The organism is Streptomyces broussonetiae (genome assembly GCF_009796285.1).
Taxonomy (GTDB): domain Bacteria; phylum Actinomycetota; class Actinomycetes; order Streptomycetales; family Streptomycetaceae; genus Streptomyces; species Streptomyces broussonetiae.
This window is the reverse complement of sequence record NZ_CP047020.1, coordinates 3,731,307-3,747,546: the sequence shown is the minus strand read 5'-3', so window position 1 is coordinate 3,747,546 and position 16,240 is coordinate 3,731,307. Positions and strand designations below refer to the sequence as shown.

Below are 16,240 nucleotides of genomic sequence, written 5' to 3'. Positions count from 1 at the left end.
AGCGGGGCCTGTCAGTCTTCGAGCATTCCGGCCATGAGACCGGGGAGCGTGCCGGGTGACGTGGGGATGCCGGTCCAGGTGTCCGGGGCGACCTGTTCGGCCGTGGCCGGGTCCAGAGCCGTCACGAGCGTCACGCCCCGGTAGACGTCCGCGACGCTGTCTTCGTGGCCGCGCCGCGCTGACGCCACACGGTGATGCCGCGATCGTTGGTTTCCTGCTCGAACCGGTGCGGCACGAATGCGTGGCGCGGGACGATGGCGAAGATATCGGCCCACTCCTGGGTGCGGATCTCCTGGGTGCGGATCGCGCCGGCTCTGCTGAGTTCCTCGGCGAGAGCGGCCATGTGCGGATGAGCCTTGTGCCGGGCGGCGCTCATGCGGTGACTCCTTGGAGTTCTTGGGCGATTGCCTCGGCGATGAGCAGGCCGGTGGCGTGCTCTCCCGCTGACCGATCCGGAGCGGCTGACCGGGTACCTGCTGCACAGCGGGTACAAGATGTCCGGCGAGCGGCGCCGAGCTTCGCGACATGGGCGTACTGGCCCTGTACGGCGAGGGCGGCTTCCACCCGAACCGGCCGGGCCGGGCCGGACCAGGCCAGGACAGGGCAGGGCGAAGGACTTTCCCGTGGCGGTTCTCTCCGCCCTCTCCCGTCCCTACGCGAAAGACCACCAGTCACGTCATAGCGGGGCACATTGGCGGGATGCATATGCCGACTCTCCTGCGGGGCGGACCAGTTGGCGGAGTCGGATGGCGGCTTTCCCGTCAGGGGGGTCGACGGACCCTGCACATCTGCCTCCCGGGAGTTCCACATTCCGCAAGCGAATTGTTTCTCCGGCTCCGCTCCCCTTTCCCTCCTGCCCCTCGGGAATCTTCTGCCTTTCCCAAGGAAATCCGGGCAAGCCTAAATCGCGTCACGCGATCCCCCCGGTATTTTTAGGACTTTGTCTTCGGGGTGAACCGCGAAACCGTTTCCGCATATCTACGATCGCAGGCTATGACCGACATTCCACGGGACAACTCCGCCACCCGTGCGCGCTGGCAGACATGTCTCAGGCTGGCCCGGGAACTCTTACTCGTCGGACCCGGCGGCGAGGACCTCAAACTCGAATATCTGCACACGCTGATAGACACGGGCAGCCTCGGCCCCACCCGGCACCCGCGCAAGAAGATCCTCGTCGTCGGCGCCGGCATCACCGGCCTCGTGGCCGCCGGGCTGCTCAAGGACGCCGGTCACGACGTCACCGTGCTGGAGGCGAACGCCAACCGCGTCGGCGGGCGGGTCAAGACCTTCCGGACGACCAAGCACCACCAGCCCTTCGCCGACCCGGCCCAGTACGCCGAGGCCGGGGCGATGCGGCTGCCCGACTTCCACCCGCTCGTCCTCGCCCTGGTCGACAAACTCGGTCTCGGCCGACGCCAGTTCTTCAACGTGGACGTCGATCCCCGCACCGGCAGCGGGCCCGACGTGTCCGTCCCGCCGGTGACGTACACCTCCTTCACCGGCCGGACCTGGAGCTACGGCGACGACAGCCCCGAGTTCCGCGAGCCCGACAAGCTCGGCAACTCCTGGATCCGCGCCAACCGCGTCCAGGTACGGCGTGCCGAGTACGCCACCGCTCCCGAGCGGATCAACGAGGGCTTCCACCTCACCGACGACGAGGTCCGCGCCCCCGTCGTACAGATGGTGGACGCCGCGCTGGAGAGCGTGCGCGACTACTACTCCGACGTCGTCGACGGCAAGCGGGTCAACAAGCCGTTCGTGGAGTGGGTCGAGGGCTGGGCCCGGGTGATCCGCGACTTCGACGGCTACTCGATGGGCGCCTTCCTGCGCGACCACGCCGGGCTCAGCGACGAGGCGGTCGAGGCCCTCGGCACGCTGGAGAACATGTCCTCGCGGCTGTACCTCTCCTTCTTCCACAGCTTCCTGAGCCGCAGCGACATCAACCCCGCCGTGCGCTACTGGGAGATCCCGGGCGGCAGTTGGCGCCTGCCGCACGCCCTCCACCAGGGCCTGCTCGACGAGGTGCGGCTCGGGCAGCGCATGATCCGGCTGGAGTACCACGACCCCAGCCGCGACACCGACCCCGAGGGCACCGGCGCCGTCGGCCCCGCCGGCTGGGGCGTGGCCGTCCAGACCGTCGCCGAGGACGACCCGCAGGCACCGCCCCGCCTGTGGACGGCGGACCTGGCGATCGTCACCATCCCGTTCTCCTCCCTGCGCTTCGTCGAGATCGTCCCCTCCATGTCGTACAAGAAGCGCCGCGCGATCATCGAGACCCACTACGACCAGGCCACCAAGGTGCTGCTCGAATTCAGCCACCGGTGGTGGGAGTTCACCGAGGACGACTGGCGGGACGAGCTGGAGAGCATCGCGCCGGGCCTGTACGAGTACTACCGCCGGGGCGAGGACGCCGACTCCGACCCCGTCCGCGTGCCCACGCTGCCCGAGCCGGAGGCGGGGCTGCTCGGCGCCGCCGTCAAGGACAGCGCGGTCACGGCCGAGATGCGGCAGCTCAACGGCGCCCTGCCGCTGCGCGGCCCTGCCGTCCGCCCCGCCACCCACTGCTTCGGCGGTGGCTCCGCCGCCGACAATCCCAACCGGTTCATGTACTACCCCTCGCACCCGGTCGAGGGCAGCACCGGCGGTGGCGTCGTCCTTGCCGCGTACTGCTGGTCCGACGACGCCGCGCGGTGGGACTCCATGCCCAAGTCGGAACGCTACGTCTACGCCCTGCGCAACCTCCAGGCCCTGCACGGCCGGCGCGTCGAGGTGTTCTTCACCGGCCGGGGCGCCACCCAGAGCTGGGCCCGCGACCCGTACGCCTTCGGGGAGGCCGCCATCTACACCGCGCACCAGATGACCAGCTTCCACCTGGACGTCTCCCGGCCCGAGGGCCCGGTGCACTTCGCCGGCGAGCACACCTCCCTCAAGCACGCCTGGATCGAGGGCGCGCTGGAGAGCGCCGTCCGCGCCGCCCTCGCCGTCCACCAGGCCCCGCCGGTCACCGACCCGGGCCCGGAGCGGGAGGGGGAGTCCTCGTGAGCGCGACCGCCTCTTCCTGCACGGTCGCCCGCTATCTCGCCCTGCGGCTGGCCGAGTTGGGGATCACGCATCTCTTCGGCGTGCCCGGCAACCACCTCGGCCCGTTCCTGGCCACCCTGCGGGCCGAGGGCGACGTCGAGTGGGTCGGCACGCCCACCGAGGGCGGGGCGGGCCAGGCCGCGGACGCCTACGCCCGCATCCACGGCGTGGGCGCGGCGGCGGTGACGTACAGCGTCGGCGCGTTCAACCTGCTGAACGCCTGCGGTGGCGCGTACGTCGAGCAGATCCCGCTCATCGCCGTCAACGCCTGCCCGCCGTACGAGCAGTGGCAGAACTACCGGGCCGTCGGGCTGCTCACCTCGCACATGAGCCCCCGCGCGGAGAGCAACCTGGACGTCTACCGCCAGGTCACGGTGGACGCGCAGGTCATCTCCCACCCCGGTCTCGCGCCCGGCCAGATCGACGCCGCGCTCACCGCGTGCGTCTCCGAGCGCCGGCCGGTCTACCTGGAGGTCATGGAGGACCTGTGGGACGAGCCGTGCCCCGAGCCGGCCGAGCCGATCGTCCGGCGCGAACGGCCGTTCAGCACGCGCAACCAGACCATGCTGGAGGACGCCGTGCAGGCGGTCCTCACCCTGGTCGAGGAGCACCCCGGCCCGGACGGCAGGCCCCGCCCGATCGTGTGGGCCGGCGAGGAGATCGACCGGTTCCGCCTCGGCGTGCAGCTCACCGACCTGGTGGAGGCCACCGGCGTACCGTTCTGCACGACGGTCGGCGCGAAGGCCGTCGTGGACGAGGACCTCCCGCAGTTCCACGGCGTGTACAACGGCAGGGCCAGCCACCCGGACGTGCACGCGGTCTTCAAGGACTGGGCCACCTGCCGGATCGGGCTCGGCGCCTGGTCCACGTCGAAGAACCTCGGCGGCGAGCAGAGCGTCGGCACGGACTGGGTGATGGCGGCGCACGGCGGCATCAGCGTCGGCACCTCGTACTTCCCCGACGTCCAGCTCGCCCACCTGCTGCCCGCCCTCCAGGACGCGCTGGTGAAGGAGTACGGCTCCGGGGGCCTCGCGGCCGACTACTACGCCGAGTCCTACAGCTACGGCGGAGCACGCGCCGGCCGCCCCGCCGGCCTGGCGCAGTACCGCGCCTCGCTGAGCGCCGACGGTGCCCGGTCCCACGGCGCCGAACACCTCACGTACGACGGCCTGTTCGACCGGATCAACCACTTCCTGGGCGAGGAGACCGGGGAGGACTGGACGGTCGTGTCGGACGCCGCCTTCTCGCTGATCGGCTCGATGAACCTGTCCCTGTCCGCGGGCGGGTTCCTGTCCCAGGTCAGCTGGCTGTCCATCGGCTGGTCGGTCGGCGCGGCCACCGGCGCCGCGCTCGCTCCCGAGCGGCAGAGCGCCCGCCCGATGGTCTTCGTCGGCGACGGCTCCTTCCAGGAGACCTGCCAGGAGATCTCCACCCACACCCGGCTGGGGCTGCGCTCGGTGGTGTTCGTCCTGGACAACGGACACTTCTACGGCATCGAGCAGATGCTGGTGCACCCGTCCTACTTCGCGGAGCAGAACCCCACCGAGCCGGACTTCTACAACGTCCTGCATCCCTGGCACTACGAGCGCCTCGCAGAGGTCTTCGCCGGCGAGGGCACCCCGGCGCACGGCGTCGGCATCGCCCGCCCCGCGGACCTGGACGCCCTGCTCTCCCGCCTCGCCGACCCGCACGACCCGTACAACGCCGGACCCCTCCTGGTCCGGGTCCGCCTGCGCCGGCACGACTACCCGAGGGCCATGGCCTACAAGGTCCCGTAACCGAGAAGTCCCGTAACCGAAGGGGAAAGAGATGGCCGACCTGAACGTACTGATCTCGTTCGACGCGGCGACGATCGTCGAGCAGAACCCGAACGCGTCGAGGAACCCGGACGCTCCGACCTACGTCGACCAGAGCCTCATCTACATGACGACGCGCCACGACCACATCGTCGGCACGTCGGGCGCGGAGCTGAACCTGCGGGCCGAACCCGGGGACACGATCCGCTGGCGGGAGACCACCCTCTCGCTCGGCAGCGACTACAAGGCGCTGCTGTACCGGTACGTGAGCAGCGACCGCGACCACACGCTCATCAGGACGCCGGAGATCGAGGTGGTCGACGGCGTCTACCCGCTGCCCAAGGAAGGGAGCGAGGGCAGTCCGGACTTCGTGACGCAGAAGTACCAGGACCACTACTGGCGTACGACCGTCAAGAGCGTCGGCAAGGTCGTGTACCACTTCTCCTTCCAGATCCTCGACCGCCACCGCCAGTTGAAGGGGTACTTCCAGTGGGACCCCTTCATCACCATCGAAGAATCCTGAGCCCCGGGTGACGGGCGGCGGCTTCCGGATGCCGGAACGCCGCCCCGACCGGCAGATCCTCGTCCGCCCCAGGGGCTCGCCCACTCGGATGCGCTCGGCGGGCAACTGGCCACGAGGGTGTGCATGGTGAGTTCATGGACACTACACCTCACCCCAAGAAGACCGTTTCCCGGACGCTGCGAACGTGCGCGGTGAGTGCCGCCGTGGGCATCGCCTGTGCGGTGGGAGTGGCGAGCGCCACATCCGCCGCGGCCGCGACGCCCGCCACGCACGTCGCCACGAAGGCCGCCTCGGCCCACGGTCACGGCGGCCACGGCGGCGACAACAACGCGTGCGGCGACGGCATCCTCGGCATCCTCAACTTCTGCAACTGACCGGCGACCGACGGCAGTTCCTCCACCTACCCACTCCCGGGGCGGTCAGGGTCAGGGACAGGGACAGGGTCCCTCTCCCCGACCGCCCTGCCGACCGCGGCCGAAGGCCTGCGAGAGGACGGCTCCTCGAAGCCCTGAAGAGGAACCGGCAACCCGCTGTCACACCCCACCGGTACCGTCGAGGGCGTGACTCAACAGGCGGGGAATCCCACGACCGAGCGTCGGCTCGCCGTGCTCGAGGGCGTGCTGGAGCGCATCACGTACGCCAACGAGGAGAACGGCTACACGGTCGCCCGGGTCGACACCGGACGAGGCGGCGGCGACCTCCTCACGGTCGTCGGCGCGCTGCTCGGCGCCCAGGTCGGGGAGTCGCTGCGCATGGAGGGGCGGTGGGGCTCCCACCCGCAGTACGGCAAGCAGTTCCACGTCGAGAACTACACGACCGTCCTCCCGGCCACCGTCCAGGGCATCCGGCGCTACCTGGGTTCCGGGCTGGTCAAGGGCATCGGCCCCGTCTTCGCCGACCGGATCACCCAGCACTTCGGACTCGACACACTCCAGATCATCGAGGAGGAGCCGAAACGGCTCATCGAGGTCCCGGGCCTCGGCCCCAAGCGGACCAAGAAGATCGCCGACGCCTGGGAGGAGCAGAAGGCGATCAAGGAGGTCATGCTCTTCCTCCAGACCGTGGAGGTGTCCACCTCCATCGCCGTGCGGATCTACAAGAAGTACGGCGACGCGTCGATCTCCGTCGTCAAGAACCACCCCTACCGGCTGGCCGCCGACGTCTGGGGCATCGGCTTCCTGACCGCCGACAAGATCGCCCAGTCCGTCGGCATCCCGCACGACAGCCCGGAGCGGGTGAAGGCCGGCCTGCAGTACGCGCTGTCCCAGTCCGCCGACCAGGGCCACTGCTTCCTGCCCGAGGAACGGCTGATCGCCGACGCGGTCAAACTGCTCCAGGTCGACACCGGGCTGGTCATCGAGTGCCTCGCGGAGCTGGCCGAGCCGGGGGAGGAGGGCGAGGACCCGGGCGTCGTACGGGAGAAGGTCCCGGGGCCGGACGGTGCCGCGTCGGATCCCGTCACGGCCGTCTACCTGGTCCCCTTCCACCGTGCCGAACTGTCCCTGTCCGCCCAGCTGCTGCGCCTGCTGCGGACCGGGCAGGACCGGATGCCCGCCTTCCAGGACGTCGACTGGGCGAAGGCTCTCGGCTGGCTGAAGACGTGCACCGGCGCCGACCTCGCCCCCGAGCAGGAGTCCGCCGTGCGCCTCGCGCTCAGCGAGAAGGTCGCCGTCCTCACCGGCGGGCCCGGCTGCGGCAAGTCCTTCACGGTCCGCTCGATCGTGGAGCTGGCCCGCGCCAAGCGTGCCAAGGTGCTGCTCGCCGCGCCGACGGGGCGTGCCGCCAAGCGGCTGGCCGAACTGACCGGCGCCGAGGCCTCCACGGTGCACCGGCTCCTGGAGCTGAAGCCCGGCGGGGACGCGGCGTACGACCGGGACCGGCCGCTCGACGCCGACCTGGTGGTCGTGGACGAGGCCTCCATGCTGGACCTCCTGCTCGCCAACAAGCTCGTGAAGGCCGTACCGCCGGGCGCCCACCTCCTCTTCGTCGGGGACGTCGACCAGTTGCCCAGCGTCGGCGCCGGCGAGGTGCTGCGCGACCTGCTCGCCGATGGCAGCCCCGTTCCCGCCGTCCGGCTCACCCGCGTCTTCCGGCAGGCCCAGCAGTCCGGTGTCGTCACCAACGCGCACCGCATCAACGCCGGGCAGCACCCGCTGACCGACGGGATGAAGGACTTCTTCCTCTTCGTCGAGGACGAGACCGAGGAGGCCGGCCGGCTCACCGTGGACGTGGCGGCGCGGCGGATTCCGTCCAGGTTCGGGCTGGATCCGCGCCGGGACGTGCAGGTGCTCGCGCCGATGCACCGGGGGCCGGCCGGGGCCGGGGTCCTCAACGGGCTGCTCCAGCAGGCCATCACGCCCGGCCGGCCCGATCTGCCCGAGAAGCGGTTCGGCGGCCGGGTCTTCCGCGTCGGCGACAAGGTCACCCAGATTCGCAACAATTACGAGAAGGGGAAGAACGGTGTCTTCAACGGAACCGTGGGCGTCGTCACCTCGCTCGATCCGGTCGACCAGCGGCTCACGGTGCTGACCGACGAGGACGAGGAGGTTCCGTACGAATTCGACGAACTGGACGAACTGGCCCATGCGTACGCGGTGACCATTCACCGCTCCCAGGGGAGTGAATATCCCGCCGTGGTGATTCCCGTCACGACCGGGGCATGGATGATGCTCCAGCGGAACCTCCTCTACACGGCGGTCACCCGGGCCAAACGGCTGGTCGTCCTGGTCGGTTCGCGCAAGGCGATCGGGCAGGCGGTGCGCACGGTGTCGGCGGGACGGCGGTGCACGGCCCTCGACTTCAGGCTGGCGTCACCCGCAGGGCGGGCGAGCGTCACCGGTTCGGACGGGTAGGGGACCAGTGCGGACGGGCATCACCAGAAATGATCGATCAAATGAGTCGTGAAGGTCACAGAGCACTTCCAGATGCCGTTCGGAGGGGGCAGGATGAGCAGGTTGGCGGCACTGAGTGCCGCCAATAGGCCCAATGGTCGACCCCGAGTGCACTCTCCTGAGCCAAATGGGGGATGGTAGAGACAGTCAGGGCACCTCGAAGATGAGGCACTACGTCGGTGAGGGAAGACGTGAGCGACAACTCTGTAGTACTGCGGTACGGCGACGGCGAGTACACCTACCCGGTGGTCGACAGCACCGTCGGCGACAAGGGCTTCGACATCGGGAAGCTCCGCGCCCAGACCGGTCTGGTGACTCTGGACAGCGGGTACGGCAACACGGCCGCCTATAAATCCGCTGTCACCTACCTCGACGGCGAGGCGGGCATCCTCCGCTACCGCGGCTACCCCATCGAGCAGCTGGCCGAGCGCTCCACCTTCCTCGAGGTGGCGTACCTGCTGATCAACGGTGAGCTGCCCACCGTCGACGAGCTGACGACGTTCCAGAACGACGTCACGCGGCACACGCTGCTGCACGAGGACGTCAAGAACTTCTACAAGGGCTTCCCGCGGGACGCCCACCCGATGGCCATGCTGTCGTCGGTCGTCTCGGCGCTGTCCACCTTCTACCAGGACAGCCACAACCCGTTCGACGAGAAGCAGCGCGACCTCTCCACCATCCGCCTGCTCGCGAAGCTTCCGACGATCGCGGCGTACGCGTACAAGAAGTCGATCGGTCACCCGTTCGTCTACCCGCGCAACGACCTCGGCTACGTCGAGAACTTCCTGCGCATGACCTTCTCGGTCCCGGCGCAGGAGTTCGACCTCGACCCGGTCGTCGTCGCCGCGCTGGACAAGCTGCTGATCCTGCACGCCGACCACGAGCAGAACTGCTCGACCTCCACGGTCCGCCTGGTCGGCTCCTCGCAGGCCAACATGTTCGCGTCGATCTCGGCCGGCATCAGCGCGCTGTGGGGCCCGCTGCACGGCGGCGCCAACCAGTCCGTGCTGGAGATGCTCGAGGGCATCCGCGACTCCGGCTCCGACGTCGACACCTTCATCCGCAAGGTGAAGAACAAGGAGGACGGCGTCCGTCTGATGGGCTTCGGCCACCGGGTCTACAAGAACTTCGACCCGCGCGCCAAGATCATCAAGGCCGCCGCGCACGACGTGCTCTCCGCGCTGGGCAAGGATGACGAGCTTCTCGACATCGCCCTCAAGCTGGAGGAGCACGCCCTTTCCGACGACTACTTCGTGGAGCGCAAGCTCTACCCGAACGTCGACTTCTACACCGGTCTGATCTACCGTGCCATGGGCTTCCCGACCGAGATGTTCACGGTCCTGTTCGCCCTCGGCCGGCTGCCGGGCTGGATCGCCCAGTGGACCGAAATGATCAAGGAGCCGGGCTCCCGCATCGGCCGCCCGCGCCAGATCTACACGGGTGTCGTCGAGCGCGACTTCGTGCCGGTCGAGGCGCGCTGACACCTGCCGGTGAGGGCGCCGTCCCGCGGCGCCCCGTCGGCAGCTGGAGAACGGGGCCTGCCCACTGCCGGGCGGGCCCTGGAACGGCGGTGAGCGGCGATCCGCAGCGCACCGCGGGCACAGAGCAGAAGGCGCCCTGTCGCCGGTCCCCCCACGGGCCGACGACCAGGGCGCCTTCCCGTGTCCCGGTGCGGATTCCCCCCACGGGATCCGGCCGGGCGCTCGGAGAGGACAGCGCCTGAATCGCTGTCTTCGAGCAGAACGAGCAAAACTCGTCCCACTCCAGTGACGCGGTGCGATCTGCCGGGACAACGCACGCTGGGAGGGCCGCTCAAAGCTCCCCGGTGTACGTGCCCCGGCAACGCATCTCTGAGGAAGTCCCCCAAGACATCCTCAGATGCCGGTTGGCGCCCCCCAAGACGCCGAACCGACATCGCCAACTTAGACCTTCGAACCCCTTCGATGGTTACGTTCGCATCACTGTGATCTGCGTCTCTTGCATATGTCCCTTAGGTGCGCAAGAGCCCCGATACGGCGATCGGGACCCAAGCGTAAGGATGATGCGCGAGCCTTGTGAAGAGCTTATGTGCTGCGCGCGTCCGACTCTAGGGGGTCTCTTACTCCGACCGCCCCGAACCGTCGGTAACCCCGCGGGACTTCAGCGGAAGCGGCGCAGCCGCAGGCTGTTGGTCACCACGAACACCGAGGAGAAGGCCATCGCGGCGCCCGCGATCATGGGATTGAGCAGCCCGGCGGCGGCCAGCGGCAGCGCGGCCACGTTGTAGCCGAAGGCCCACACCAGGTTGCCCTTGATGGTGGCCAGCGTCCGCCGGGACAGCCGGATCGCGTCCGCCGCCGCGCGCAGATCCCCGCGCACCAGCGTCAGGTCGCTCGCCTCGATCGCCGCGTCCGTGCCCGTGCCCATCGCCAGACCCAGATCGGCGGTGGCCAGCGCGGCCGCGTCGTTGACGCCGTCGCCGACCATCGCCACGGCGCGCCCCTCGTTGCGCAGCCGTCGTACGACGTCCACCTTGTCCTCGGGAAGCACCTCGGCGTACACGTGCGCCGGGTCGATGCCGACCGTCCGTGCGACCGCCTCGGCGACCGTCCGGTTGTCCCCGGTGAGCAGCACCGGTGTGAGTCCGAGCGCGCGCAGGTCCCGTACCGCCTCGGCGCTGGTCTCCTTGACCGCGTCGGCGACCGCGAGCACCCCGCGGGCCCGACCGTCCCAGCCGGCCACGACGGCCGTACGCCCCTGTTGCTCGGCCTCGCGGACCGCCCGGGTCAACTCCTCCGGGAGGGCGTCGTACAGGCGCCCCACGGCCACCTCGCGGCCCTCCACCCGCCCGCGCACACCCCGCCCGGGCACGTTCTCGAAGTGCTCGACCTGCGGAAGTGTCCCGGCGCGCTCCTCGGCGCCCACCGCGACGGCGCGGGCGACGGGGTGTTCGGAGGCGTGCTCCAGGGCGCCGGCGAGCCGCAGCAGCTCCTTCTCGTCCTCGCCCTCGGCGGTGTACACCGCCTGCAGCGTCATCCGGCCCGTGGTGACGGTGCCGGTCTTGTCGAGGACGACCGTGTCGACGCGGCGCGTGGACTCCAGAACCTCGGGACCCTTGATGAGGATGCCCAGCTGTGCGCCACGGCCGGTGCCGACCATCAGTGCGGTCGGTGTGGCGAGGCCCAGCGCGCAGGGGCAGGCGATGATCAGGACGGCGACGGCGGCCGTGAACGCGGCGGCCGCGTCCCCGCTCACGCCCAGCCAGACGCCGAACGTGACGAGCGCGATGCCGATGACGACGGGTACGAAGACGGCGGAGACCCGGTCGGCGAGCCGCTGCACCTCGGCCTTGCCGTTCTGCGCGTCCTCCACGAGCTTCGCCATCCGGGCGAGCTGGGTGTCGGCGCCGACCCGGGTGGCCGCGACGACCAGCCGGCCGCCCGCGTTGACCGTGGCTCCGGTGACCCGGTCGCCCGGTCCCACGTCCACCGGCACCGACTCGCCGGTCAGCATGGACGCGTCGACGGCGGAGACGCCCTCGACCACCGTGCCGTCGGTGGCGATCTTCTCTCCCGGCCGTACGACGAACCGGTCGCCGACGGCCAGGGAGGACACGGGGACACGTATCTCGCGCCCGTCGCGGAGCACCGCCACGTCCTTGGCGCCCAGCTCCATCAGAGCCCTCAGGGCCGCGCCGGCGCGGCGCTTGGAGCGGGCCTCCAGGTAGCGGCCGAGCAGGATCAGCGCGACGACTCCGGAGGCGACCTCCAGGTAGAGGGCGGAGGCGCCGTCGGCGCGGGAGATGGTGAGGCGGAACGCGTCGTGCATGCCGGGCCGGCCCGCGTCACCGAAGAACAGCGCCCACAGCGACCAGCCGAAAGCGGCCAGCGTGCCCACCGAGACCAGGGTGTCCATGGTGGCGGCGCCGTGCCTCAGGTTCGTCCATGCGGCGCGGTGGAAGGGCAGGCCGCCCCAGACGACGACGGGCGCGGCGAGGGCGAGCGAGAGCCACTGCCAGTTGTCGAACTGCAGGGCCGGGATCATCGCGAGCAGGACGACGGGCAGGGCGAGCAGCGCGGAGACCAGCAGCCGCTGCCGCAGGGTGCCGAGTTCGGCGTCGTGCTCGAAAGTGCCCTCGGCCGTGGCCTGCGGCTGCGTCGGTGCGGGTTCCTCGGCGGTGTAGCCGGTCTTCTCCACGGTGGCGATCAGGTCGGTGACCCGGACGCCCTCACCGAAGGAGACCTTCGCCTTCTCGGTGGCGAAGTTGACGGTGGCGCTGACGCCGTCCATCCGGTTGAGCTTCTTCTCCACCCGTGCGGCGCAGGAGGCGCAGGTCATCCCGCCGATGAGCAGTTCGACCTCGGAGGAGGGCCCGGCTGTCGCGGCCGTGTTCGCTGTGGTGGTGCTGGTCATGTCCGGACTCCAGACATCGGACCGGACCGAACGGATCCAGTATGAGCTGGTCGGTACGGCCCGGTCGGGGAAAGAAAGGTTTCGGCCCCGTGCGGGCCGCACCCGTTGCCGGTGAGGCGGGTTCGCGCCGGGAGGGTCAGGCCCGGCCGGCCAGCTCGAAGCCGGCCTCGTCCACGGCGGCGCGCACGGCCTCGTCGTCCAGCGGGGCCGCGGAGACGACGGTCACCTCGCCAGTCGACGCGACGGCCTTCACCGAGCTGACGCCGGAGATCTGGGAGACCTCGCCGGAGACGGCGCCCTCGCAGTGGCCGCAGCTCATGCCCGTCACCTTGTAGACGGTGGTGACGGAACCCGGTGTGTCGGTGTGGGCGGTCATGTCGTTACTCCTCGTCGAGGCGTATGGGGCTGGTGGGATCCGTGCGGGCCGATGGGGCCGCCGAGGATTCCCACGCTTCCCACACTATACCCCTAGGGGGTATTTCTCCAAGAGGGGTCCCGGCGTGCCAGCGACCGGATCCAGCCGATCCCGCCCAGGGCCACCAGGGCGAGTCCGCCGACCGAGAACAGTGTGAACAGGTGCTCCTGCACGGCGCTCGGCCGAGTCGGAAGTGCCTGCGTGAACAGTGGCCGGTCCAGGTCGGCGCCTGTCAGCCGGGCCGTCCCCCACAGCGCGAGGCCGTGCGTGGCGTCCCACAGCGCGTGCAGCAGGCAGACGCCCAGACAGGTGCCGGCGATCGGCGCCGTGATGCGGAAGTGCCCGGTCGGCCGGCGCCGGGACAGCAGGACGCCGCCGGCGATGGCGGTCCACAGGCCGTGCCCGAGGGGGGCGAGCACCCCGCGCAGGATCTCCGTCTCGAGCAGCGTGCGCAGACCGACGCCCGCGGTCGTGGCGGCCGTGGCGAAGGCGTACCCGGCGCTCTCCAGCGCCGCGAAGCCGAAGCCGACGGCCGCGCCGAGCACCAGCCCGGCGCGCGTGCCGCGGATGCCCGGCCGGCCGCGCAGCACGAACACGAGCGCGGCCAGCTTGGCCGCCTCCTCGATGGGTCCGGCGCCGGTGAAGACCTCGAGGGCGGGGCGCAGCGGATACGACGCCGTGAGTGAGGCACCGAGCACGCCGAGCGCGCCGCCGGTCAGGAAACAGCCGAGGACCGCGCTGACGCCCAGGTCACGGCCGTGCCGCTCGTACGCCCACAGCACGAAGACCACCGGCACCAGAAAGCTGCCGAGCAGGACCAACGTCGGCAGCAGCGCGCTGTTCTGCGTCTCGTACGTCACCCACGCCGTCAGCGCCCACAGGGCGAGCCCGCCGCCCAGGCAGTGCCGCCACAGTCCCGCACGGATGCGCGGGTACGGCGGCGGGGGCTGCTGCGGGCCGGGGATGCGGGCCTTGGGCGTGCCGGGCGGCGGGGAGTGGCTCACGGGGGACCCCTCGGGCGGCTGCTGGGCGATTCATCCGCACTCTAGGCAGATGTGCCGGGCGCCGCAGTGCGGGCGGCTCCCCGGGGTCACCCGTGGCCGAGGCGGTCTCCCACCAGTGGTTCCAGGTAGCGGACCAGGACGTCCTTGATCTCCTGGACATAGGCGGTGCGCTCGGCGCCCTCGTGGGTGAGGACCAGCTCCAGGCCGGCCTTGTAGATGCCGAGGCACACGTGCGCCGTGCGGGTGACGTCGGCCGGGGCGGCGTCGGGCGCGAGAGAGGCGAGCAGGACTTCGATGCGGCCGATCAGCGTGGTGTGCAGCTGGTCGTGCGCGTCGGTGATCCCGCCGGGCAGGTCGGGACCGTGCATCAGCGCGCGGTTCCGCCGCGGGGGGAGATCAGCCGCAGACGGCCGGCGGCCGACAACCGGCAACGTCCGTGGAACGCTAGCGTTCCGCAGGAACAGGTCGGCCGGGAAGTGGGGGCACGGATGCGCGCAGTGGTGTTCGAGCGGTACGGGGAGCTTGCCGAGGTGCGTGAGCTGCCCGACCCCCACCCGGCCCCCCACGGGGTGATCGTCCGGGTCGAGGCCACCGGCCTGTGCCGCAGCGACTGGCACGGCTGGATGGGCCACGACCCCGACATCGAGCTGCCGCACGTGCCCGGGCACGAACTGGCCGGTGTCGTCGAGGCGGTGGGCTCCCGGGTGCTGCACTGGCGGCCCGGCGACCGGGTCACCGTGCCGTTCGTCTGCGCCTGCGGCACCTGCCCGGCCTGCGCGGCGGGCGACCAGCAGGTGTGCGAGCGCCAGACCCAGCCGGGCTTCCACCACTGGGGCTCCTTCGCCGAGTACGTGTCGCTCGACCACGCCGACGTCAACCTGGTCGCGATCCCGGACGACATGGCCGGCACCGCCGCCGCAGGCCTCGGCTGCCGCTTCGCCACCGCCTTTCGCGCGGTGGTGCAGCAGGGCCGGATGGTGGCGGGGGAGTGGGTCGCGGTGCACGGCTGCGGCGGGGTGGGGCTGTCCGCCGTGATGATCGCGGCGGCCTCGGGCGCCCGGGTCGTGGCCGTGGACGTCTCGCCGGAGGCGCTGGAGCTGGCGCGCAGGTTCGGGGCGGCGCAGTGCGTGGACGCGTCCCGTACGCCGGACACGGCGGCGGCGGTCCGCGAGCTGACCGGTGGCGGCGCCCACCTCTCCCTCGACGCCCTGGGCTCCCCGGCCACCTGCGCGGCCTCGGTGAACGGCCTGCGCCGCCGGGGCCGGCACGTCCAGGTCGGCCTGCTGCCCTCGGCCGACGGCACGACCCCTGTCCCGCTGGCCCGCGCCACAGCCCTGGAGCTGGAGCTGCTGGGCAGCCATGGCATGGCCGCGCACGCCTATCCCCGCATGCTGGAGCTGGTCAGGGCCGGGACACTGCGCCCGGACCTGCTGGTGACGCGCACGATTGCGCTCGAGGCGGCCCCTCGGGCCCTGGCGGCGATGGGCTCGGCGCCGGGCGCGGGCGTGACGGTCATCGAGCCGTGGAGCTGAGCGCCGCCCACTCCCGGTCCAGGACCGCCATCACCACCTCGTCCACCCATACGCCGTCCCGCAGGGCGGCCTCGCGTCGTACGCCCTCCACCACGAACCCGACCTTCTCGTAGACCCGCCGGGCCCGGGCGTTGTGGCCGTAGACCTCCAACCGGACGCGGTGCAGACCCAGTTGCTCGAAGGCGTGGCCGACGATCAGCCGGGTCGCCTCGGTGCCGACGCCCCGGCCCCGGCCGCGTGGGCCGATCAGGGTGCGGAAGGTGCAGCTGCGGGCCTGCCGGTCGACGTCGTACAGGACGACCTCGCCGAGCAGTTCGCCGGTGGCGGGGTCGGTGACGGCGAGGTCCAGCCGGTCGGGCTCGGCGGTGCGCTCGCCGTAATGGGAGCGCAGCCGCTCCAGGGTGAGGTCGCCGCTCGGCTCGAAGGTGAAGCGGACGACCTCGGGGTCGCCGATGATCTCCCACATCGGCTCGGCGTCGTCGGCGGTGAAGGGGCGCAGCACGGTCCGTTCGCCGGTGAGGAGGGGTTTGACGGAGAAATCCATGGTCGGCATGGCCAGCACTGTGCCCCACCGCGGCGGTGGGGCACAGGAGATTTTTTCCGGCG

General features: G+C 70.8%; 13 protein-coding genes and 1 pseudogene. 7 read left to right on the top strand and 7 right to left on the bottom strand.

The window, feature by feature from the left end; all coding sequences use genetic code 11:
- Positions 1–11: 11 nt before the first annotated feature.
- Together GQF42_RS46965 and GQF42_RS17365 are read right to left on the bottom strand one after the other, a co-directional pair.
- On the bottom strand, positions 12–134 hold the full coding sequence (locus tag GQF42_RS46965; protein WP_267906144.1) for a hypothetical protein: 123 nt from the start codon (positions 132–134) through the stop codon (positions 12–14).
- Complete coding sequence (locus tag GQF42_RS17365) at positions 131–376, bottom strand: hypothetical protein (RefSeq protein ID WP_158920955.1); 246 nt, start codon at positions 374–376, stop codon at positions 131–133. The genes GQF42_RS46965 and GQF42_RS17365 overlap by 4 nt, the downstream gene beginning before the upstream one ends.
- A gap of 617 nt (positions 377–993) precedes the next feature.
- On the opposite strand from GQF42_RS17365, the gene GQF42_RS17360 reads away from it, so the two are divergent.
- The 6 genes from GQF42_RS17360 to GQF42_RS17335 all read left to right on the top strand — a co-directional run bounded on the left by GQF42_RS17360 (position 994) and on the right by GQF42_RS17335 (position 9,772).
- Positions 994–3,042, top strand: a complete 2,049-nt coding sequence (locus GQF42_RS17360) for a flavin monoamine oxidase family protein (protein WP_158920953.1) — start codon at positions 994–996, stop codon at positions 3,040–3,042.
- A complete protein-coding gene (locus tag GQF42_RS17355) occupies positions 3,039–4,859 on the top strand; it encodes a thiamine pyrophosphate-binding protein (RefSeq protein ID WP_158920951.1) in 1,821 nt (606 codons plus the stop codon). The genes GQF42_RS17360 and GQF42_RS17355 overlap by 4 nt, the downstream gene beginning before the upstream one ends.
- Before the next feature lie 31 nt (positions 4,860–4,890).
- Positions 4,891–5,400, top strand: a complete 510-nt coding sequence (locus GQF42_RS17350; RefSeq protein WP_158920949.1) for an inclusion body family protein — start codon at positions 4,891–4,893, stop codon at positions 5,398–5,400.
- 134 nt (positions 5,401–5,534) lie between these two features.
- The gene (locus GQF42_RS17345; RefSeq protein WP_158920948.1) at positions 5,535–5,774 is read left to right on the top strand and encodes a hypothetical protein; all 240 of its coding nucleotides are present in this window, start codon (positions 5,535–5,537) and stop codon (positions 5,772–5,774) included.
- Positions 5,775–5,960: 186 nt separating this feature from the next.
- Entirely contained in the window at positions 5,961–8,252 is a 2,292-nt protein-coding gene (gene recD2, locus GQF42_RS17340) for an SF1B family DNA helicase RecD2 (protein ID WP_158920946.1), read from the top strand.
- Between the two features lie 230 nt (positions 8,253–8,482).
- On the top strand, positions 8,483–9,772 hold the full coding sequence (locus tag GQF42_RS17335) for a citrate synthase (RefSeq protein WP_158920944.1): 1,290 nt from the start codon (positions 8,483–8,485) through the stop codon (positions 9,770–9,772).
- A gap of 658 nt (positions 9,773–10,430) precedes the next feature.
- Here GQF42_RS17335 and GQF42_RS17330 read toward each other — a convergent pair.
- From GQF42_RS17330 to GQF42_RS47705, 4 genes and pseudogenes are all read right to left on the bottom strand, one after another.
- Positions 10,431–12,683, bottom strand: coding sequence for a heavy metal translocating P-type ATPase (locus tag GQF42_RS17330; protein WP_158920942.1), 2,253 nt, complete (start codon positions 12,681–12,683; stop codon positions 10,431–10,433).
- 136 nt (positions 12,684–12,819) lie between these two features.
- On the bottom strand, positions 12,820–13,059 hold the full coding sequence (locus GQF42_RS17325) for a heavy-metal-associated domain-containing protein (protein ID WP_158920939.1): 240 nt from the start codon (positions 13,057–13,059) through the stop codon (positions 12,820–12,822).
- A 92-nt stretch (positions 13,060–13,151) separates the two neighbouring features.
- Entirely contained in the window at positions 13,152–14,102 is a 951-nt protein-coding gene (locus GQF42_RS17320; protein ID WP_158920937.1) for a PrsW family intramembrane metalloprotease, read from the bottom strand.
- Positions 14,103–14,188: 86 nt separating this feature from the next.
- A pseudogene (locus GQF42_RS47705) lies at positions 14,189–14,476 on the bottom strand (TetR/AcrR family transcriptional regulator); the annotation flags it as partial.
- Between the two features lie 114 nt (positions 14,477–14,590).
- Between GQF42_RS47705 and GQF42_RS17310 the strand changes: the two are divergent.
- Positions 14,591–15,634 carry a zinc-dependent alcohol dehydrogenase family protein gene (locus tag GQF42_RS17310; RefSeq protein WP_158920935.1) on the top strand — a complete coding sequence of 348 codons (1,044 nt, stop codon included), beginning with the start codon at positions 14,591–14,593 and terminating at the stop codon, positions 15,632–15,634.
- Here the strand turns inward: GQF42_RS17310 and GQF42_RS17305 are convergent.
- Complete coding sequence (locus GQF42_RS17305) at positions 15,615–16,187, bottom strand: GNAT family N-acetyltransferase (protein WP_158920933.1); 573 nt, start codon at positions 16,185–16,187, stop codon at positions 15,615–15,617. The genes GQF42_RS17310 and GQF42_RS17305 overlap by 20 nt on opposite strands.
- Positions 16,188–16,240: the final 53 nt, after the last annotated feature.